Origin of the sequence: Lysinibacillus sp. FSL M8-0216, assembly GCF_038595555.1 — a bacterium.
Lineage (GTDB): Bacteria > Bacillota > Bacilli > Bacillales_A > Planococcaceae > Lysinibacillus > Lysinibacillus fusiformis.
The window spans coordinates 1,614,474-1,634,163 of sequence record NZ_CP152007.1; the positions used below are offsets into that span (position 1 = coordinate 1,614,474).

Genomic DNA, 19,690 nt, shown 5'->3' on the forward strand with positions numbered 1-19,690 from the left:
AGATGGAACATGCAAAAATTGAACAGTCCTATCAAGACTATAGAGCACTAGGCTATTCGGAAGAACTATTACCAAAGGGTCCTCAGGAAAGAGACTGGGGAATCACTAACTACATCACAGTTTGGATGGGTGCAGTTCACAATATTATGTCTTATATGACGGTTGCAGGATTTTTTATCTTGGGATTATCTGTTAATCAAGTTTTCTTAGCCATCATGCTATCAGCAGTGATTGTTTCTGCAGGCTACGCCTTAAATGGATATTCTGCCTCTAAATATGGTATACCATTTGCCATATTATTGAGAGATACATTCGGAGTAAAGGGTTCCATTCTTCCAGCGTTATGTCGTGGATTAATTGCTGGGGTTGTTTTCTTTGGTACAACCACAGTAGTGGGGGCTCAATCTCTAAATGTTTTATTCACTAGATTTATTCCGAACTATATGTCTATTGGTGGGGACTTTACTCTTTTTGGCTTAGATGTTCCGACAATGATTTCTTATAGTATTTTATGGGTAGTTACAGTTTTACTATTTTTAGGCGGTATGAATATGCTCACTGTTTTTGGGAAATATTCTTCACCAATCGTTTATATTTTCATCATTGGCGCAGCGATTTGGGCAATCAATATTGCTGGTGGTATCGGTCCAATTTTAGAATACACACCGGCAACAAAAATGGAAAGTCCGCTAGTATTTATTGCTTGTGTCAGCGCATTGGTATCCAATTGGGCTGGTCCAATTGTTAATATTGCAGATTTTACAAATAGAGCTAAGTCACCAAAAGCTATGGTCTATGGTTTATCTATTGGCATGATCGGTTCGTATCTACTATTTGCCATCACTTGTATTAGTTTAATAGCTGGGACAGAAATTGCATTCGGACAACCAATTTTTAATATTGTCGATGCAATCGATAAAATCCAAAATCCATTTTCTGTTATTGTATTAATTTTAGCATTAAATGTTGGGGCAACTGCATTTGTCGTATTCGGTAATTTACTACCATCAGGATTACAAATGACAACGTTATTCCCTAAAGTATTTACAGTAAAAACAGCAGGAATTTTAACAGCCATTGTTGGAACAATGATTTTGCCTTGGAAACTAGTATCTAGTACAGAAACTTTATTCTTCTTCTATAGTTTTATCGGCTCTATGTTTGGTCCAATTGCAGGCATTATGTTGTCTAGTTTTTATATCGAACGTAAACGTCGAATTGAGTTATCTACAATTTATGTGGAAGACGGTAACAATGGGGCTTATAAATCTGGCTATAACATCGTAGCATGTGTCGTGCTATTGATTAGTTTTATGCTACCAATGTCAGGTGCTTTCCTTAAAGGTGTGCCTTTCCTAGTGAAGCTAAATGATTTCGCCTTCTTTAGCGGACTAATCGTATCGTTCATTTTATATACAGTGTTATATCGATTTAATAACCAAAAAATTCAAAATAATGTGGAAAATGAAGTAGGGGTGTAGTTGTGAGTAAATTAGTAATTGTAGCAATCGGAGGCAACTCGTTAGTAAAAGATAGCGGTAGTGAATCTATTCATAGCCAGCAGGAAGCTGTTGCTCAAACTGTCGAACATATTGCAGATATGATTCAAGAAGGCTATAAAGTGGTTGTCACTCATGGCAATGGTCCTCAAGTAGGTTTTACGCTACAAAGAAGTGAAATTGCTAATGAAATATCTGGCATGCCAGCGGTACCTTTAGTGAACTGTGTTGCCGATACACAAGGCGGAATTGGCTATTTAATTCAACAAGCCCTAATCAATGAACTGGCGAAGCGTCAAATTAATAAAAAGGTAGTTAGTGTGATTACACAAGTGGAAATCAATGAAAATGATCCGAACTTTGTTAATCCTACTAAGCCAGTAGGTTCATTCTTTACGAAAGAGCAAGCGGACGCTATGTTAGTGGAACATCCAGATTGGAAAATGATAGAAGATTCAGGACGTGGTTATCGTCGTGTGGTGCCTTCACCACTACCAATTGATATTGTGGAAAAGGATGCAATCAAATCACTTATTGACAATGACTATGTAGTCATCGCGGTAGGCGGAGGCGGTATCCCAGTGATTAGAAAAGAAAACAATATCTACGAAGGTGTAGATGCTGTTATTGACAAAGACTTTGCAACAAGTCTGTTAGCAGCTCAAGTAAATGCGGATTCATTAATTATTACAACAGGCGTTCCACGAGTATTCATTAACTTTGGGAAGCCAGAACAACAAGCACTTGAAGAAATTACAATTGAAGAAACAAAGAAACATGTTTTAGACAATCAATTCCCACCAGGAAGTATGCTACCAAAAATCGAAGCAAGTTTGAGCTTCTTAGAAAATGGTGGTCACCGAGTTATTATTACAAATCCTGAGAGTCTAAAAGAGGCAATCAATAATCAGGCGGGTACTCATATTATAAATTAACATAGGGGGAATCACGGTATGGATTATATTCAATTAGCAGTTGACAAAACTAAAGACGGTATCGATCAAAATATTGGTGGACCTTTTGGTGCAACGATTGTAAGAGGTGATGAAATCATCGCTGTTGTCGGAAATACGATGATGCGTGATACAGACATAACTGCACATGCAGAAATAGTAGCTATTCGCGAAGCTTCTAAAAAGCTTGGCACAATGGATTTATCCGATTGTGTCATCTACGCAACATGTGAACCATGTCCGATGTGTGTTTCAGCAATCATTTGGTCAGGAATTAAAGAAGTGCATTATTGCAATACAGCAGAAGATGCTCATGTACATGGCTTCTCTGATATGCATATACGTGATTACTTAACTGGAAAAGATAAAAGTGTGCTAAACATGCATAAAATGGAGACGCCAGAAGAATGTGATGCACTATTCCATCATTTCAATAACAAAATGGCTAATAGCAAATAATAGCCTATGATCAAGATTAGAGTAGGGATCTCGTTTTCGAGAATCCCTTTTCTACTTTTCATCCAATAAGCATGAAATAATTGGTACAATTAAAATAGATACAGGGCAAAAGCAAATTTGGTTTGATTTTCATCTTCGTAATTCTTAAGAAGGAGTTGTTTACATGGTTGGCAAAGAACGTTATCAACAATTACTAAATAAAATGAATCAATATAATTCAGGTGAGAAAGGAATTACGAGAGTTGCTTATACAAATGAAGAGCAGGCTTGTTTACATGCCTTCATTCGTTTATGTAAAGATGAACATCTTCAAATTCATATTGACCCATGTGGAAATCTTATTGCTCGAAGAGAAGGTAAAGTACCAGGATTACAGCCTGTAGTCATGGGCTCTCATTTAGACACAGTTTATCAAGGTGGAAAGTATGATGGAGTTGTTGGCGTAACGGCAGCCCTAGAAGTAATCAAACGATTAAATGAGAAGTCAATCGTGACCAAGCATCCAATTGAAATTATTGCATTTGCCTGTGAGGAGTCTTCTCGTTTTGGTGTATCAACGGTCGGCAGTAAAGCAATGGCAGGGCTTATAGATAAAGAAAAATATCGTCATCTCGTAGATCGCGATGGCATTTCCATGGAACAGGCTTTTGCCCACTGTGGGCTAGATTTTAGTAGTGTGGATCAGGCAAATAGAGCAGGGGAAGGTTTCCATGCCTTTTTTGAGTTACATATTGAGCAAGGTCCAATGCTAATTAGCTATGAGAAAAAAATTGGAATTGTTACGGGGGTGGCGGCACCAGTCCGTTTATTAATGACATTAAACGGGAAAGCCTCCCATTCAGGTACAACACCGATGAATATGAGGAAGGACGCACTTTTAGGGGCATCAGAATTGGCATTAGAATTGGAGAAAGCAGCGATAGCCGAGCAAGAGTTTGGAACAGTGGCAACAGTAGGTATTTTAGACGTTGTTGCAGGATCCATGAACGTTGTCCCAGGACAGGTGGAGCTTACAGTCGACATTCGTTCCTCCTCAGTACAATCAAGGGATCGAGTTCTTCAGCAATTCTATACTGCCATCGCAAATGTCCAACAAAAGCGACTGCTTGCTATTGACTATAAAGTCATTAGCTCGGAGGAGCCTGTCCTACTTTCACATAGTCTAATGAAAGGGTTGGAAAGTATTTGTATAGATAAAAATCTCTCCTATCAATATATGCAAAGTGGTGCGGGACACGATTCAATGAACATGATTAGACTCGGACCAGTTGGCCTTATTTTTATCCCATCAGTGGACGGCTTAAGTCACCATCCTGATGAACATACAGACCTTGAAGATATTTTATTAGGCATAGAAGTTTTAGAAGAAGCGGTTTTAAGATCCGCTATAATTATCTAGCATGATGCGTGATAGACAATAGCGGGAGCATGGTTTGTCGTTCAGGCATGTAATACCTATTTAATTTCCTAAGCTGATGCGTATGCGGTGACAGCTAATCGTCAGTAGAAACTCGGGTAAAAGAACGAATACTAAAGCGACACACCTTAAAATGACTGGACAAGATTCTAGGAATGAAGGAAATGAGGTCATTCGAAGAAAGACGACTTTTAATTATGTAGTCGTCTTTTTCGTATGAATTTAATGGGTAGCATGGGGCTTCTGATTACCAATTTTTAATTGGATCATGATCATGACGATTACGATTATCATCATGCCTATAATGGCAGCTGTAAAGTTCCCTGTGTAATCTCTTACAAGGCCCACAAATAGGGGGCCAAGAGCAGCAAATACGAAGCCGACAGATTGGGTCATAGCCGCTAAGAAACTAGCTTCTTGGATATCTTCGGCTTCATCTATTGGTAAAGTTAATCCTAATGAGAATAAGCCACCTGCCCCAATGCCAATAAGGACACTGCTTAGCCAAGGGTTAATGGAAAATAGCAGCATTGATAAACCGATTAATTCAAGTAATGAACAAGCTACTAGCCAAACAGCTCGATGCTGGAAGCGGTTATTTAAAATAGGGACTAAAAACGTTGCAGGCATTTGGGCAACCGTTAATAGGGTGAGCATCATTCCGGCATCATGTTTGCTATAGCCCATTTGCTCAGCTATTGGTGGTAACCAGGCCATAATCGTATAAAACATGAAGGCCATTAAACCAAAAAAACCTGTTAATAGCCAAGCTTTTTCACTTGTTAAAATTTGCTTGATAGAGATGGTATTTTTATTACCTGTAGTACTTGTCGAGTGTGTTTTCCGCTCGATAGGCTTCCACCAAAAAAACAAAGCGATGATCGCAAGTAAAGCCCAGGAAGCTGCAGAGATTTGCCAAGAATGAAAAATGGTGCTTAATGGGATGGATAGACCTGAACCTAAGGCAGCCCCTACAACTAAAGCGAGTGAATAAATACCGACGATACGAGAAGGGTTTGCAAACTTTGCTTTAATAAAACCTGATAGTAATGGACCAACAATGGCAATACCAATACCCGCAAATAGGGCTGTAACGTGCATGACCCAGGCAGAGTAAGCAAAGTACCTTGAAGTGGTTGCAAGCCCAATTAATATGAGGGAATAGGCAATCGCTCGTTCAATACTCCAACGATTAGCGAGCTTGAGCGCGATCGGTGCAAATAACCCCATACATAAGACAGCTAATGACGTTAATAAACTAGCGCTTGCCGCACTCATATGCAATGATTCTCGGATAGTTCCTAACAAAGGTGAAACGGAAGTAATGACAGGTCTTAAATTTAAAGAAGCCAAAATAATGGCCATGATAGGTAAAATCGTTTGCTTCATTTTCATGCTATATCAACTCCGTAAGTTTGAATAAATAAATCCTAAGTTGAAGTCTATAACAACATAAATGATTGGACAATACTATTATTACTATTACAATGATAGATACAAACTATGATTGGTTGTGATTCATATGGAAATACGTCATCTACACTATTTTATGGCAGTCTGTGAGGAGCTACATTTTACAAAAGCGGCTGAAAAGCTAGGTATTTCTCAACCAACGTTAAGCCAGCAAATACGGGTGCTTGAGGATGAGCTAGGAATGCCGTTATTTGATCGTATTGGCAAAAAAATAGTGGTGACGGAGGCTGGTGCCTTATTGTTTACCTATGCTACTGCAATGCTTAATACACTACAAAATGTCAAAGGTGCTATTAAAGATTTACAAGAGGTTCAAGGTGGTCAAATACGTGTTGGTATTATGCCATCTGATTTAGACTATCGAATTACACAACTTGTCATTGATTTTCATCAAAAATTCCCTAGGGTAAAGCTTACAATCCTTGCTTCTATCGATATTATGAGGCAAGTTCTTGAAAATGAAGTGGATATAGGTATTGGGACGAATGTTGAGCCCCATGATCGTTTAGTCATTATTCCTTTACGAAAGGAGGAGTACGTTGTAACGGTTTCAAAGGAGCATCCATGGGCGCATCGAGAAGCGGTCACTATTGCTGAATTAAAAGACCTTCCATTGGTCATGTATCCTGAAGGCTTTTTAGGAAGAGAAATAGTCGAAGAGACAGTGAAAAAGCATGGTTTCCAGCTCCATACTATTCTTGAAACAAGCTCTGTTACGTCAATTATGAATCTAGTACGCGCAAATATAGGAGCTACGGTGCAGCCCTATCCATTAATTCAGCAAATGAATGATTCAGATTTACGTATCATTCGTCTAACAGACGCTATTCCTAGTCGAAGTTTGTCAATTATTTACCGAGTGGATCGCTATGTAAGTCACGCCACCACAGCTTTTATAGAACAAATAAAAGCATATTTAAAAGAATAAGGATTTTGAAAACTTCCTAAAAATATAAGTTCCTTTTTTGGGGGAGTTCCCATATACTAATTATAAACCGACAGACGGTCTAAAGAGTGTGGTATAAGTTTTAGTCACAACGAACATCCAAACTTATTGCTACACTTTTTTTATACAAAAATAATGACCGACAGTCGGTCTATTAAAGGGGAGACAGTACATGGACACATTCGTAAAGGAAAAAGGATTTTCGAAAGATTTTAAAATTCTTGTATTTGGTCAGATTATTTCTATTTTAGGTTCTGCCTTATTAAGGTTTGCGCTATCACTTTTTGTTTTAGATATGACGGGCAGGGCCGATCTTTTTGCCGTGCTATTTGCCATTTCAAGCATACCTATTCTTCTTACGCCATTCGGTGGTGCCCTTGCCGATCGTTTTAATCGACGGCATTTAATGGTGTTATTTGATGTTATTAATAGTGTCGTTGTCTTGATATTCTATCTCACATTATGGACTGAATATCATTCAGTGTTAGGGATAGGCGTAGTTATGGTGCTCCTGTCCATCATTAGCGCTATGTATTCACCTGCAGTCATGGCTAGTATTCCGTTATTAGTAAGAGAACAGCATCTTGAGCAGGCAAATGGAATCGTGAATGGGGTGCAGGCTTTGGCTGGTGTTGCTGCACCAGTACTAGGTGGAATTCTTTATGGGTTACTAGGCATCAAAATTCTGGTCCTTGTAAGTGGTCTATTATTTTTCGTTACAGCCATCGTAGAAATGTATATGACTATTCCATTTGTAAAACGAGATGATGATGGACAATTAGTTATGACGTTATTCAAGGATATAAAAGAAGGATTTACATATGTTGTGAAGCAATCCTTTATTTTAAAATGTACGGTACTGGCCGCCTTATTAAATTTATTATTTACGCCGCTCTTTATCGTAGGAGTACCGATCGTCCTTCGTGTCACGTTAGAAGTAAGTGATTCGTTGTACGGAATAGGGATGGGCATTATTGATTTTGCAACCATACTTGGTGCATTATCGATGGGCTATTTCGCAAAAAAGCTCCAAATTAACAGGCTATATATTTGGGTATTGGTGACTGCTTTTTTGGTGATTCCTATGGCCATTGCTGTCATTCAGCCCATGCTTCAAATAGGCTATTATGCTTCATACTTATTATTTACCGGTTGTGCGCTTGTGATGGCGATGATGATGACGATCATTTCAATCTACGTAATGACACTTGTGCAAAAGGAAACACCCAATGAAAATTTAGGGAAAGTCATGGCGATCATGATGGCTGTTTCACAATGCATGGCACCTCTTGGGCAAATGGGCTATGGACTGTTGTTCGAGATCTTTCGTGCCAACCTCTTTATACCGATTTTAATGATTTGTGTTATGATGCTGCTTTTGGCGCTACTCACGCATAGATTATGGCGTATACATGCTTGAACACAAAAAAACTACCACTTAAACGGTAGTTTTCTTTGTGTGATTGGCTTGCTAAAATCTTCTAGGTCTACGAGGTCTAGGTCTATTTGTATCAGTGCGTGTAGATGGAGTTGGGAAAAGCAGGATGGGCCTATGTTGATCATTATTTCCTATATGTGTAGTCTCCTCTGCTAGTGAATCCACAATTTCTTCTTCCTCCGTGAAAGGAATTTGAGAAGCATTTAATAATGGTGCGGGTGACTCATTATGATGTGTCGTACTAGTAGTATTTGTCGTAGGGGTAGGGGCTGTCGTAGTACTAGTAATAGTAGCCTCATGATGGGTAGGCTGTTCTATTTCAGCATGCGGCTGTTGAACAGCGTGGACATCCTTCATTACAAGAATAGGTCGCATCATATCATGGTCCTCGTGCTCAAGGAAGTGACAATGCCACATGTAATTCCCCACATGATCCTTCCATTGCATAATAATTTTCGTAACTTTGCCAGCATCCACTTTGACCGTATCTTTCCAACCACGCTCATAGTCCCGAGGCTCCTCTGGTGGTCCTGTAAACGATACGATTCCTTCATTTTGATAGAGTTCTAAATCAAATGGCCGACGTTCAAGAATTTTAAATTGAATGAGATGCAAATGAATAGGATGTATAAAAGGCGTAGTATTAATAAAACTCCAAACTTCAATACTATCTAAGGAAGGTTTTTCTGTCGCTGGGTCGTGGTACATTCGGTTGTTCAATAACAGCATAGGTCTTCCAAATTCATCTGTTGTTGCTGTCAAAGGTAACTGTCTATCGATATGTGCATGATGTGGATGTAAATCCATTGTGACTGCCAGTCTCTCGGGAATTTCACTCGTATCCTCATATTTTAAGGGAAGTGATACTTTAAATTGCATAATGACGTTCGTATGCTCATCGATAAAATCTGTATCTGTGTTGAGTAAGGTGATTTCCTGTCCCTCGCAAGCTGAAAAATCGATGATGATATCTGTGCGTTCAGCAGGTAGCAGCTCTACAGATTGAATCGCTTGAGGCGCTGATAAAAAACCGCCATCTGTGCCTATTTGCATCATAGTCTGCTCATTTGACAAGCTGATGACATAGCCTCTTCGATTGGAGCCATTCAGGAACCGAAATCTATATTTACGAGGCTCAACATCTAAAAAGGGCCAAAGCTTTCCATTGACTACAATGGTGTTACCTACGAAGCCAGGGGTAATCGAAGGATGTACAGTAACTGGGAATGGTGGTTCATCAGGATAAAATAAAGAGCCATCCTCATTAAATGATTTATCTTGAATTAAAATAGGATATTCGTATTCTCCACATGGTAAATTGGAACGTTCCTCCAGGGCATCTCTTAGTAAATAGAAACCTGCCAAGCCTGCATAGACATTTAAACGTGTTAAAGCCATAGCATGGTCATGGTACCACATTGTAGTACCAGGCTGGTGGTTCGTATATTCATGGATTTCTTTATTAAATTTTGGACCAGTATGTCGATAATCTCTTGTGTACCATGCCTCTGGATGACCGTCGCTCTCCCAATCCACATTAGCTCCATGTAAGTGAGTGACGGTTCTTACCTCTTGGGAATCGTTGGCGGCATGTAGTGTAAAATCCACTGGTAAAAAGTGCTGTAGTGGTAATTGATTTCTATATTTAACGTAAATCGGTTTATCTTTCGTCGCTTCTATAGTTGGTCCTGGATAAAGTCCGTTGTACCCCCATATTAATGTATTAGGAAAATGCTTGTGAAAGCGGTGCTCGCCCTCCATCATGACTAGCTCGTAATAATCATGTTTCTTTTGTCCTCTACAGTACTTTGGTTTTGCTGTCACCGGCTTCTGTAGAGCATCTACAAATTTTGGAATGGTAGCTGGATCAGAAGGGTTAATTGGTAAACTCAAAACATCACATCCCTTTTCAATTACTTAACATGCCTAGTTATCACATCATATGGGTAAAAACAACAGTTGACTGGGACAAAAATGGAGAAAAATGTGTAATAGTATAAAAATTTAATGGGAGGGGAAAACAAAAGGACATTCAATAGCTGTCTTATAAAAGTTTTTTTGAAATCGAGGTAATAGTTGGTATATTGCTAAAAAGTCGGCCGAAGTAAATAGATATGTCTTATAATTGTTACAGAACAAAGTGAAGGATTAAATAGGGGCTTGGAAAAGTGGTGAGACAGTGGTGTTAACATTAGAGGAATTAAATAAGACAATCATGGAAATGCGCATAAAGGGGTATTTAACAGATGCGCTGAAACTGGCAGATCAGGGTCTTTTAGTAGCTTTAGAGGGAAACAACTATGAATATGTATTGGACTTGTACTATCAGAAAATTTTAGTACATCATTCTTTGGGCGATACGCTAGCCATTGTCAGCCTTATTTTCGAGTATGAGGCTATTTGTGAAAAATATGGTACTAGCAAAGATTTGATGCATTATTATTTGGTTATGTCGTTAATATACGATATGGTAGGAATCCGTGAAAAAACAGCAGAGATGACGAAAAAGTCAATTGCTTATGCTCAAGAATTACAAGATTTTATGATGCTTGTTCGTTGTCATAATAATTTATGCTATATAGAGGTAGAGAAGGGCTTTACGAAGGAAGCCCTTCAAGCGGGGTTGTTAGCAAGAGAATATAATAAAACGCTATATGAGACACAGCCAGATTTAGCAAGATTATTAGATATTCGCATCAATAATAATTTAGCAGATGTGTATATTTTGGAAGGGGATTTTTTAGCAGGAAAGGCATTGCTTGATGACTCATTAACTTCAAGCATAATTTCTCAACATAAACCTGAAAAAGTAGCAGCTTTGTTTGGCTATGGCTTTTTATATGAAAAGCAGCACAAGCTTGAGGAAGCGGTGCAATATTATCAACAAGCAATAGATCTAGCCAAATCCTATGGTGATAAGCCCATTACGAAAAAAGTGATGCGCTTATTGTTAAATGTCCTGTACCAATTGAATTGGCGAGATGAAATTTTTGATGTCCAAAAAGATTATATTGACCTTTCGGAACAGATGAGCGTTGATAATTTACTACAGCAAGTGTTGAATTTGGAATTTAAGCGTCAAAAAGAGAGATTAGAAAGAAAAGCACATTATGATCCATTAACAGGTGTTTTGAATCGCCACTTTCTAGATTACGAGCTAGATGAATGGTTACATGCTGCCAAAATGGCGGAATCCTATGTATGTATTACAGTTCTTGATATTGATAATTTTAAATTATTTAATGATACGCATGGACATTTGTTTGGCGATCGAGTTTTACAGCTTTTAGCTAATGGCTTGAGGGAGTTTTTGCGGGAGGAAGACGTAAAAATTATCCGTTATGGAGGGGATGAATTCATTATCTGTATACGCCATCCACAAAAGGATTACATGAAAGCACTTGTCCAAAATACACACGCTCATTTGCTTACGTTAACATTAGAAAAAGACCAGAAAAGCTATCCATTAAAGGTCAGTATGGGAGCTTGTATGAATGATCGAAAAAATTATCATTATAATGATTTATTTGATCAAGCTGATCGCTGTTTGTATGAGGCAAAAGATAAAGGCCGTGCCACCAATGTCATCTATGAACTATGATAATTTGAGTGATTCCTATTTACAGTGTTGAATAGGAATTTTTCTCCTGTTTCAGGGAATATTCTTGAGAGAAATTGGAGCGTCATCGCAAATTAGAACGAGGTAAAATGATACGGAATGAAAATTACTGTACCAATCAGTTGAAAACGTTATTCTAGCAACGTACAATATATGAAATTAAGAAACACGACAGCACAAAATTGTTGTATAATGTTGTGGTATGAGGAAAGAAAGCAGGTTGACAAAATGGAATGCAAAATGAATTGTTATGCAGTTAAAAACACACACAAACATCCGCTATGTGTTGTGCCAAAAAGGCACGATATGAAACAACAGGTGAATAGATGAAAAACTGGTTAATTTTCATTTCTGTCTTTATTGTTTCGTTGTCACTTGTCATTAGCATTTTAGTACTCTGGAAAGCCGAGGCTCCGTTCCGTTCAATTGAAGAGCAGGCTGAACAGTTGGCACTCGATGCCAAAGCCCTCGCAATTGTATCGGAGTCCTACACATATAATGGCAAACATTCGTATGTTACTGTGTTCGGGGTAGACGAATACGGTGATAAAAAGGCTGTCTTTGTTCCCACGAATCTAGACAAGGATTCCATTCAGGAAGTGTTATTAGAAGATGGTATTACGGAAAAGCAAGCATTATCGGTTTTTAAAAATGAAGGAAATGTACAAAAGGTCCTCCACATGAAATTGGGCTATGAGGAGCCGGGCGCTGTTTGGGAGATTACATACCTAAACGACCATGACAAACTCAACTATGTCTATATTATGTTTAAGGATGGCGACTGGTGGAAGCGCATTACGAATTTATAAGAGGAGTAGATCCCGGATGAAAAACTTATTAGCAACACGTGTAAAAACTTTAACACCATCTTCAACATTAGCTATTACTGCGAAAGCAAAAGCATTAAAAGAGCAAGGTATTGATGTCATTGGCCTTGGAGCTGGTGAACCAGACTTTAATACACCTCAAAACATTTTAAATGCTGCCATTGATTCAATGGAAAAGGGGTATACAAAATATACACCTGCTGGCGGACTTCCAGTGCTAAAAAAAGCTATTATTGATAAACTACAGCGCGATAATAATCTTACGTATCAGCCAAATGAAGTGATTGTTGGTGTAGGTGCAAAGCATATTTTATACACATTATTCCAAGTTATTTTAAACGAGGGTGATGAAGTTATTATTCCAATCCCTTATTGGGTGTCTTATCCTGAGCAAGTTAAATTAGCGGGCGGAGTACCTGTATATGTTGAAGGTACACGTGAACAAAACTATAAAATTACTGCTGATCAATTAAGAGCTGCTGTGACTGATAAAACAAAAGCGGTAATTATCAACTCACCTAGCAACCCATCTGGTATGATATATTCACGTGAAGAGCTTGCAGAACTTGCTGCAGTTGCAGAAGAAAAGGATATTTTAATCGTGTCAGATGAAATTTATGAGAAGCTTGTATACAATGGTATTGAGCATTTTTCAATTGCACAACTTTCTGATGCAGTGAAAGCACGTACAATCGTTGTAAATGGTGTAGCAAAATCTCACTCTATGACAGGCTGGCGTATTGGTTATGCTGCGGGTGATGCGGACGTAGTGAAAGCAATGACTGACCTTGCATCACATTCAACATCTAATGCGACTACAACTGCGCAATATGCAACTGTTGAGGCGTATAATGGACCACAGGACGCGGTAGAGGAAATGCGCCAAGCATTCGAATCTCGTCTTGAGAAAATTTACCCACAGGTAAGTGCAATTCCTGGCTTCCATGTATTAAAACCACAGGGTGCATTCTACTTATTACCAGATGTAGCAGAAGCTATGGCTCACACTGGCTATGATTCAGTAGACGCATTCGCTGCGGATATTTTAACAGAAGCAAACGTAGCTGTAATTCCAGGCTCTGGCTTTGGTGCACCAACTACTATGCGATTATCTTATGCAACATCTTTAGACTTACTAGAAGAGGCAGTCCGTCGTATTGATACATTTGTAAAATCAAAATGGCAAGACTAATCCCTCTAGACGACTTTGGAGGATTTCTATGAAAAAAATTATGATTAAAGATATGCCACAGCATATCGGTGAAACAGTCAAAATGGGCGCTTGGCTAGCTAACAAACGTTCAAGTGGTAAAATCGCCTTCTTACAACTTCGTGATGGCTCTGGTTTTGTTCAGGGTGTTGTCGTGAAAGAAGAAGTGGGCGAAGAAATTTTTGCTACAGCTAAAGGACTAACGCAAGAAACTTCTATGTATATTACAGGAGAGGTGAAAGCTGACGAACGTTCAAGCTTTGGCTGTGAGCTAGCTGTAACAGGAATTGAGGTTCTACATACAGCAACAGATTTCCCTATTACACCGAAGGAGCACGGTCCTGAATTTTTAATGGATAACCGTCATTTATGGTTACGTTCTCGTAAACAACATGCCATTATGAAGGTCCGTAATGAAATCATTCGTGCTACTTATGAATTTTTCAACAACAATGGCTTTACAAAGATGGACCCACCGATTTTAACAGGATCTTCACCTGAAGGTACATCTGAGCTATTCCATACGAAATACTTTGATGAGGATGCATTCCTTTCTCAATCAGGGCAGCTTTATATGGAAGCCGCAGCTATGGCACTAGGAAAAGTATTTTCATTCGGTCCAACTTTCCGTGCTGAAAAATCTAAAACGCGTCGTCACTTAATCGAGTTCTGGATGATTGAGCCTGAGATGGCCTTTGTAGAGTTTGAAGAAAATCTAGAAGTACAGGAGCAATATGTAACGCATATTGTACAATCCGTTCTGGCTAACTGCAAATTAGAATTAGAGCGACTTGACCGTGATACATCGAAACTTGAAAATATTAAAGCGCCATTCCCTCGTATTTCATATGATGACGCGATTAAGCTTTTACATGAACAAGGTTTTGACGATATCGAATGGGGCGACGATTTTGGTGCACCTCATGAAACGGCTATTGCCAATTCATTCGACAAGCCAGTATTCATTACATGCTACCCAGTAGGCATTAAGCCTTTCTATATGCAACCACATCCAGACCGCGATGACGTTGTATTATGTGCTGATTTAATCGCACCTGAAGGCTATGGTGAAATTATTGGTGGTTCTGAGCGTATCCATGACTATGATTTATTAAAATCTCGTCTTGAAGAACATAACCTATCATTAGATGCATATGCATGGTATTTGGAGCTTCGTAAACATGGTTCTGTTCCACATTCAGGCTTCGGACTTGGATTAGAGCGAACTGTGGCATGGATTTCTGGCACAGAACATATTCGTGAAACAATTCCATTCCCACGTTTACTGAACCGCTTATATCCATAAGCAAATCAATTTAAAAGTCGCGTAGTGAAATATCTACGCGGCTTTTCTACTTACTTAAAGAAGGAGTCTAGAGGAATATGAATGCAAATAATCATCGACTCCGTACATGGACTGAGCAGAGAATGATTCCCATTCCCCAGCTTTTTTTTCAGTTTTATAAGGAGTTAAATATAGAGGATGAAGAGGCGCTAATTGTTATGCACCTGTTAGCCTTTCATATGGAAGGCTATGACTTCCCTACACCAAATGATTTAAAGAATCGTCTCACAATGCCAGAAAATGAACTAACATCCCGTTTACAACGATTAATGCAAAAGGGCTTCCTTGAAATTACTCGTGATGTGGATACAGGTGGCAAGCTCTATGAAAAATATTCGGTTTATCCACTCTGGGAGCGAATTGTGCAGATGATCGAGATGAAAGAGCAACAAAAATCTGCTACAACACTTCAACAAGAAGAAGGAGAGATTTTCCGACTCTTTGAAGAAGAAATGGGACGTCTTTTATCTCCTTTAGAGCTTGAAAAAATAGGGTGTTGGCTTGATGAGGACAAGCATAGTCCAACACTCATTAAAGAGGCATTGAAAGAAGCTGTTTTTGCTGGGAAACTGAGCATTCGCTATATTGATCGTATTTTGTTAGAGTGGAAGAAGAAAAATATTACGACACCTCAAGCGGCACAAAAGCAAAGTGAGCAGTTCAGAGAGAAGCAAACATTTAGCAGGACTCCAGCACGGACAGTTCAGCAAGACACGCAACCGACTAACAAAGTACCTTTTTATAATTGGTTAGAAGAGAGAGAATAGGGGGCATCCAGTTTGTTAACAAAAAAACAGTGGGAGCATTGCCTAGAAGAAATGGATCGAATGTTTCCTAATGCACATTGTGAGCTTGTGCATGACAATGCCTTTGAGCTCACAATTGCGACATTATTATCTGCACAATGTACGGATGTACTTGTTAATAAGGTAACCAAAACATTATTTCAGAAATATAAAACGCCTGAAGATTATTTGGCTGTCCCGTTGGAAGAATTACAACAGGATATTCGCTCTATTGGCTTATATCGTAATAAAGCAAAGAACATTCAGGCTTTATGTCAACGTTTGCTAGATGAATATAATGGCGAAATACCAGCAACCCGAGAAGCACTTGTAACATTGCCAGGTGTAGGTCGCAAAACAGCCAATGTGGTGCTATCAGTAGCCTTTGATATTCCTGCGCTAGCAGTTGATACCCATGTAGAGCGTGTTTCCAAACGTCTAGGTCTATGTAGATGGAAGGATTCCGTACTTGAAGTGGAAGAAACAATCATGAAAAAAACGCCCATGGATAAGTGGTCAAAAACGCATCATCAGTTAATTTTCTTTGGTCGTTATCATTGTAAGGCCCAAAATCCTGGCTGCCATACCTGTCCTTTACTAAGTGATTGTCGTGAAGGTCAAAAGCGTTTGAAGAAAGGCTTGGTGAAGGAAGCATGAATAGAGAGGCGATCACAAAAGATCAGGTAGATGCTTGGTTTGCCCAATGGACAACCCTTCAAGCAACTATCCACGAAGCCCATGATGCTAGAAATGGTACAGCAAAAGACTTAATGGAAGAAGCAATCCAATTGTTTGAACAGCTTGTACAAGCGGCAGGAGATGAGGTGCTGCCGATTAATGGGGTTGAAAGACTTTCCTTTATCAAAGCGAAGCCAGGGCAATATGCTTGTTACCGTCAGTTGGATGAATTATTTAAGGAAACGAAAAAGCGTACAGCACGTTTACGAATTCAAGCTAGTAAAAAATAGAGTGGCAGAATAAAATACTTGTGCCGACAGAAAAAACCGAGAAGCATTATATGCTTCTCGGCTTTTTGTTTATTCTGAGCTTTGTTCTTCATTATTTGGGTCTACAGGATCTGTAGGAGGAGTTGGTTGCTGGCTTCCATCTGAACCGCCATTGTTTCCACCGTTGTTGCCGTTATTCCCATGCCCATTTCCATTATTATTGTTATTACCACCGTTGTTGCCATTACCGTTACCATTGCCATTATTATGACCGTTATCTTGGTCTTCTTCACCAGGATCTGTTGGTAAATCAATGTTCGGCTCTTCCGGCTCTTCCGTTTCTACATCCTCTTCTTCAGTTGTACTTGTAATTTGGAAAGTTGTGGTACCAGGCTCGCTTCGTGTACCATCCACAATGGCTACGACTGAAATCGTGTAATTGCCATCTTCCAACGTATTGGCAACTGATAAACCTTTGCTCTCTGTTTTACCAAGGTCAAACTTTTTACCGTCATCACGGGTTGCAGTTACTTCAAATGAAGTTGGTAATGGTTCATCTGTTTCTGGATTCAAGCTGGCATCATGTTCCCAAGAAATATTGATAGACTGTGCCCCTAAATCTAAGCTTGCAGATACGTTATATGGCGTAGCCAATTCTGGTGCTTCATAAACATTCGACACTTCTGTTGGCTCAGTACCACGAACGAATAGCTCTGTTTGACGTAATTCGCTTGGTGTAAAGTCACTTGCCAATTTCAATGGCTTAGAGCCCACTTCAATCGTTGCTTCTACAACTGTACTTGGCTTTTTAAAGCTTTCTGTTTCAACGTTTGCTGAAATGTCTTGCATAATCGATTTGAATAGATTTTGTGGTAAACGACGTTCTTCCCACGTTGTAATTGGATCAAAGTGTTTTTCATAGCCACTCCATATAGCGATGGAATAGTTTGTCGTATAACCAGCAAACCATGAATCTGGCACACTTGTGTTCGGTAAATTATATTTATTGAAATCTTCAGCTGAATAGTTGGTTGTACCTGTTTTACCTGCGATGTCTAGTCCAGGGACATTAGCCGCTGTACCTGATGCGTCAGGTTTGTTGCCAACTACATCACGTAGCATATCTGTTACCATATAAGCTGTAGCTTCACTCATCGCTACATTAGGCTCAGGTGTATAATTTTTAGATGTTTTCCCATCACGGTAAACAATTTTTGTAATAGCATGTGGGTCTGTGTAAACGCCGTTATTTCCGAATGCTGCATAGGAAGCCGCCATTTGAATAGGTGAGATAGTAATCGCTCCACCACCAATTGCGTCTGATTCATAAAGGTTTTCTGTTTCAATCCCTAAACGTCCAACAAATTCCTTCGCATTTTCAGTACCTACTTCTTGTAATGCTTTGACAGCTGGTACGTTTCGTGAAGCATATAATGCCTTACGAGCAGTCATGGCACCCATATATCTGCCATCCCAGTTTGTAATAGTTTGCTTTGAATTGGAATAGTTCATAGGTTCATCTACAAGTGTATGGCCAGTAGACCATTTTAAATATTCAATGGCTGGACCGTAGTCCACTAATGGTTTCATTGTAGAACCAGGTTGATTTTTTGTTAAATCATCTGCATAGTTCCAGCCACGTTCGGCACCATAATGTCGACCGCCACCAACAGCTTGGATAGCTCCTGTTTTCGTATCAATGACCGCTACACCTGACTGAATATCTTCTGTTGGGAAATTGCTGTCATCGTTCATCACATTTTCAACAACTTTTTGGGCATTTGGATCAAGTGTTGTATAAACTTTAATCCCTTCTGCCATGGCAGAACCATCGCCATTATTTTCTAATTCATTAATAACGACATCTAGGAAGGCATCGTATTTAGAGCCAGCAAATGATTGACGAGTTGCATCGTCAGCAAGACCTGCTTGGACATCAACGTTTTTAGCTTCTTCCATTTCTGTTTTCGAAATTTTTCCGTGTTGATACATTAATCCTAAAACTGTATTACGACGTTGCTTGGCAAGGTCAGGGTTTTTCAATGGATTATAAGCATTTGGTCTTTGTACGAGCCCTGCTAATAATGCTTCTTCATCTAATGTTAAATCTTTTAATTCTTTTCCGTAGAAATATTGGGCTGCTGTACCAAAGCCATAAATACGGCCTGACATTAGCATTTTATTGAAGTACATTTCAAAAATTTCTTCTTTTGAATATTTACGTTCTAATTGAAACGCTAGCCAAGCTTCCTGTGCTTTACGTTTTAATTTCTTTTCATTTTGTAAGAATGAGTTTTTCACTACTTGCTGTGTTAGGGTAGAGGCACCTTGTGCACCAAAGCCATCACGGAAGTTAGCAAGTATAGCACCACCTAGACGGTAGAAGTCCATGCCGTGATGTTTAAAAAAGCGTACATCTTCCGTTGCAAGAATAGCGTTCACCATATCTTCGGGAATATCTTCATATTTTATATATTTACGGTTTTCAGCACCGATTGTTGCGAATATTTCACCGTTTTTATCGTAGAATTCTGAAGACACAGGGTCTTTCAATAATTCCTCATCAAGCTTAGGAGCTGTGCTTGCATAGTAAGCAAATAATCCTGCTCCTCCAATGAAGCCTACCACACCGATGATTAATAACGTTAAGAAAATACGTTTTATCCACATTTTAGCGGGTGTAGACGACTTTGTTGTTGTTTTCTTACCTTTTTTATTTTTTTCAGCGAGAGCCTTTTGATGCTCTCCACGTGTTCGACGACGTTCAGTCAT

Annotated in this window: 16 protein-coding genes; 13 read left to right on the forward strand and 3 right to left on the reverse strand. The window is 39.1% G+C overall.

The genetic code is table 11. The features are described from left to right. Positions 1-2: 2 nt before the first annotated feature. The 4 genes from MKX57_RS07580 to MKX57_RS07595 all read left to right on the forward strand — a co-directional run bounded on the left by MKX57_RS07580 (position 3) and on the right by MKX57_RS07595 (position 4,310). The gene (locus MKX57_RS07580) at positions 3-1,481 is read left to right on the forward strand and encodes a cytosine permease (protein WP_342550878.1); all 1,479 of its coding nucleotides are present in this window, start codon (positions 3-5) and stop codon (positions 1,479-1,481) included. 2 nt (positions 1,482-1,483) lie between these two features. After that, positions 1,484-2,434 carry a carbamate kinase gene (gene arcC, locus MKX57_RS07585; RefSeq protein ID WP_008176523.1) on the forward strand — a complete coding sequence of 317 codons (951 nt, stop codon included), beginning with the start codon at positions 1,484-1,486 and terminating at the stop codon, positions 2,432-2,434. Positions 2,435-2,452: 18 nt separating this feature from the next. After that, positions 2,453-2,911, forward strand: a complete 459-nt coding sequence (locus tag MKX57_RS07590) for a nucleoside deaminase (RefSeq protein WP_008176521.1) — start codon at positions 2,453-2,455, stop codon at positions 2,909-2,911. 163 nt (positions 2,912-3,074) lie between these two features. After that, positions 3,075-4,310 (forward strand): M20 family metallo-hydrolase, encoded by a 1,236-nt coding sequence (locus MKX57_RS07595; protein ID WP_089985131.1) that lies wholly within the window; start codon positions 3,075-3,077, stop codon positions 4,308-4,310. A gap of 240 nt (positions 4,311-4,550) precedes the next feature. On the opposite strand, the gene MKX57_RS07600 is transcribed toward MKX57_RS07595, so the two are convergent. After that, positions 4,551-5,723, reverse strand: a complete 1,173-nt coding sequence (locus tag MKX57_RS07600; RefSeq protein WP_089985130.1) for an MFS transporter — start codon at positions 5,721-5,723, stop codon at positions 4,551-4,553. Between the two features lie 127 nt (positions 5,724-5,850). On the opposite strand from MKX57_RS07600, the gene MKX57_RS07605 reads away from it, so the two are divergent. Then, positions 5,851-6,729 carry a LysR substrate-binding domain-containing protein gene (locus MKX57_RS07605; RefSeq protein WP_089985128.1) on the forward strand — a complete coding sequence of 293 codons (879 nt, stop codon included), beginning with the start codon at positions 5,851-5,853 and terminating at the stop codon, positions 6,727-6,729. A 190-nt stretch (positions 6,730-6,919) separates the two neighbouring features. After that, on the forward strand, positions 6,920-8,167 hold the full coding sequence (locus MKX57_RS07610; protein ID WP_008176514.1) for an MFS transporter: 1,248 nt from the start codon (positions 6,920-6,922) through the stop codon (positions 8,165-8,167). A 51-nt stretch (positions 8,168-8,218) separates the two neighbouring features. Here the strand turns inward: MKX57_RS07610 and MKX57_RS07615 are convergent, their stop codons facing one another. Beyond that, on the reverse strand, positions 8,219-10,078 hold the full coding sequence (locus MKX57_RS07615) for a multicopper oxidase (RefSeq protein WP_107921787.1): 1,860 nt from the start codon (positions 10,076-10,078) through the stop codon (positions 8,219-8,221). A 286-nt stretch (positions 10,079-10,364) separates the two neighbouring features. On the opposite strand from MKX57_RS07615, the gene MKX57_RS07620 reads away from it, so the two are divergent. The 7 genes from MKX57_RS07620 (at position 10,365) to MKX57_RS07650 (ending at position 16,939) form a co-directional block, all read left to right on the forward strand. Next, a complete protein-coding gene (locus tag MKX57_RS07620) occupies positions 10,365-11,786 on the forward strand; it encodes a tetratricopeptide repeat-containing diguanylate cyclase (protein WP_043990148.1) in 1,422 nt (473 codons plus the stop codon). Between the two features lie 344 nt (positions 11,787-12,130). Further along, positions 12,131-12,613 carry a DUF5590 domain-containing protein gene (locus MKX57_RS07625; RefSeq protein WP_008176506.1) on the forward strand — a complete coding sequence of 161 codons (483 nt, stop codon included), beginning with the start codon at positions 12,131-12,133 and terminating at the stop codon, positions 12,611-12,613. Positions 12,614-12,629: 16 nt separating this feature from the next. Next, the gene (locus MKX57_RS07630) at positions 12,630-13,823 is read left to right on the forward strand and encodes a pyridoxal phosphate-dependent aminotransferase (protein ID WP_008176505.1); all 1,194 of its coding nucleotides are present in this window, start codon (positions 12,630-12,632) and stop codon (positions 13,821-13,823) included. Between the two features lie 28 nt (positions 13,824-13,851). Beyond that, entirely contained in the window at positions 13,852-15,147 is a 1,296-nt protein-coding gene (asnS, locus tag MKX57_RS07635; protein WP_089985123.1) for an asparagine--tRNA ligase, read from the forward strand. A 77-nt stretch (positions 15,148-15,224) separates the two neighbouring features. Beyond that, positions 15,225-15,953: a DnaD domain-containing protein gene (locus MKX57_RS07640; protein WP_008176501.1), complete on the forward strand. Its 729-nt coding sequence runs from the start codon at positions 15,225-15,227 to the stop codon at positions 15,951-15,953. Positions 15,954-15,965: 12 nt separating this feature from the next. Further along, the gene (gene nth / locus MKX57_RS07645; RefSeq protein WP_089985122.1) at positions 15,966-16,628 is read left to right on the forward strand and encodes an endonuclease III; all 663 of its coding nucleotides are present in this window, start codon (positions 15,966-15,968) and stop codon (positions 16,626-16,628) included. After that, positions 16,625-16,939 (forward strand): YpoC family protein, encoded by a 315-nt coding sequence (locus MKX57_RS07650; protein ID WP_089985120.1) that lies wholly within the window; start codon positions 16,625-16,627, stop codon positions 16,937-16,939. The genes nth and MKX57_RS07650 overlap by 4 nt, the downstream gene beginning before the upstream one ends. 69 nt (positions 16,940-17,008) lie before the next feature. Here MKX57_RS07650 and MKX57_RS07655 read toward each other — a convergent pair whose 3' ends face one another. Then, entirely contained in the window at positions 17,009-19,690 is a 2,682-nt protein-coding gene (locus tag MKX57_RS07655; protein WP_089985119.1) for a penicillin-binding protein 1A, read from the reverse strand.

Coding starts and splice junctions, on each gene's coding strand:
- MKX57_RS07580 (WP_342550878.1), top strand. CDS start 3: ATGGAACATGCAAAAATTGAACAGTCCTATCAAGACTATAGAGCACTA.
- MKX57_RS07590 (WP_008176521.1), top strand. CDS start 2,453: ATGGATTATATTCAATTAGCAGTTGACAAAACTAAAGACGGTATCGAT.
- MKX57_RS07595 (WP_089985131.1), top strand. CDS start 3,075: ATGGTTGGCAAAGAACGTTATCAACAATTACTAAATAAAATGAATCAA.
- MKX57_RS07600 (WP_089985130.1), bottom strand. CDS start 5,723: ATGAAAATGAAGCAAACGATTTTACCTATCATGGCCATTATTTTGGCT.
- MKX57_RS07605 (WP_089985128.1), top strand. CDS start 5,851: ATGGAAATACGTCATCTACACTATTTTATGGCAGTCTGTGAGGAGCTA.
- MKX57_RS07610 (WP_008176514.1), top strand. CDS start 6,920: ATGGACACATTCGTAAAGGAAAAAGGATTTTCGAAAGATTTTAAAATT.
- MKX57_RS07625 (WP_008176506.1), top strand. CDS start 12,131: ATGAAAAACTGGTTAATTTTCATTTCTGTCTTTATTGTTTCGTTGTCA.
- MKX57_RS07630 (WP_008176505.1), top strand. CDS start 12,630: ATGAAAAACTTATTAGCAACACGTGTAAAAACTTTAACACCATCTTCA.
- asnS (WP_089985123.1), top strand. CDS start 13,852: ATGAAAAAAATTATGATTAAAGATATGCCACAGCATATCGGTGAAACA.
- MKX57_RS07640 (WP_008176501.1), top strand. CDS start 15,225: ATGAATGCAAATAATCATCGACTCCGTACATGGACTGAGCAGAGAATG.
- MKX57_RS07650 (WP_089985120.1), top strand. CDS start 16,625: ATGAATAGAGAGGCGATCACAAAAGATCAGGTAGATGCTTGGTTTGCC.
- MKX57_RS07655 (WP_089985119.1), bottom strand. CDS start 19,690: ATGACTGAACGTCGTCGAACACGTGGAGAGCATCAAAAGGCTCTCGCT.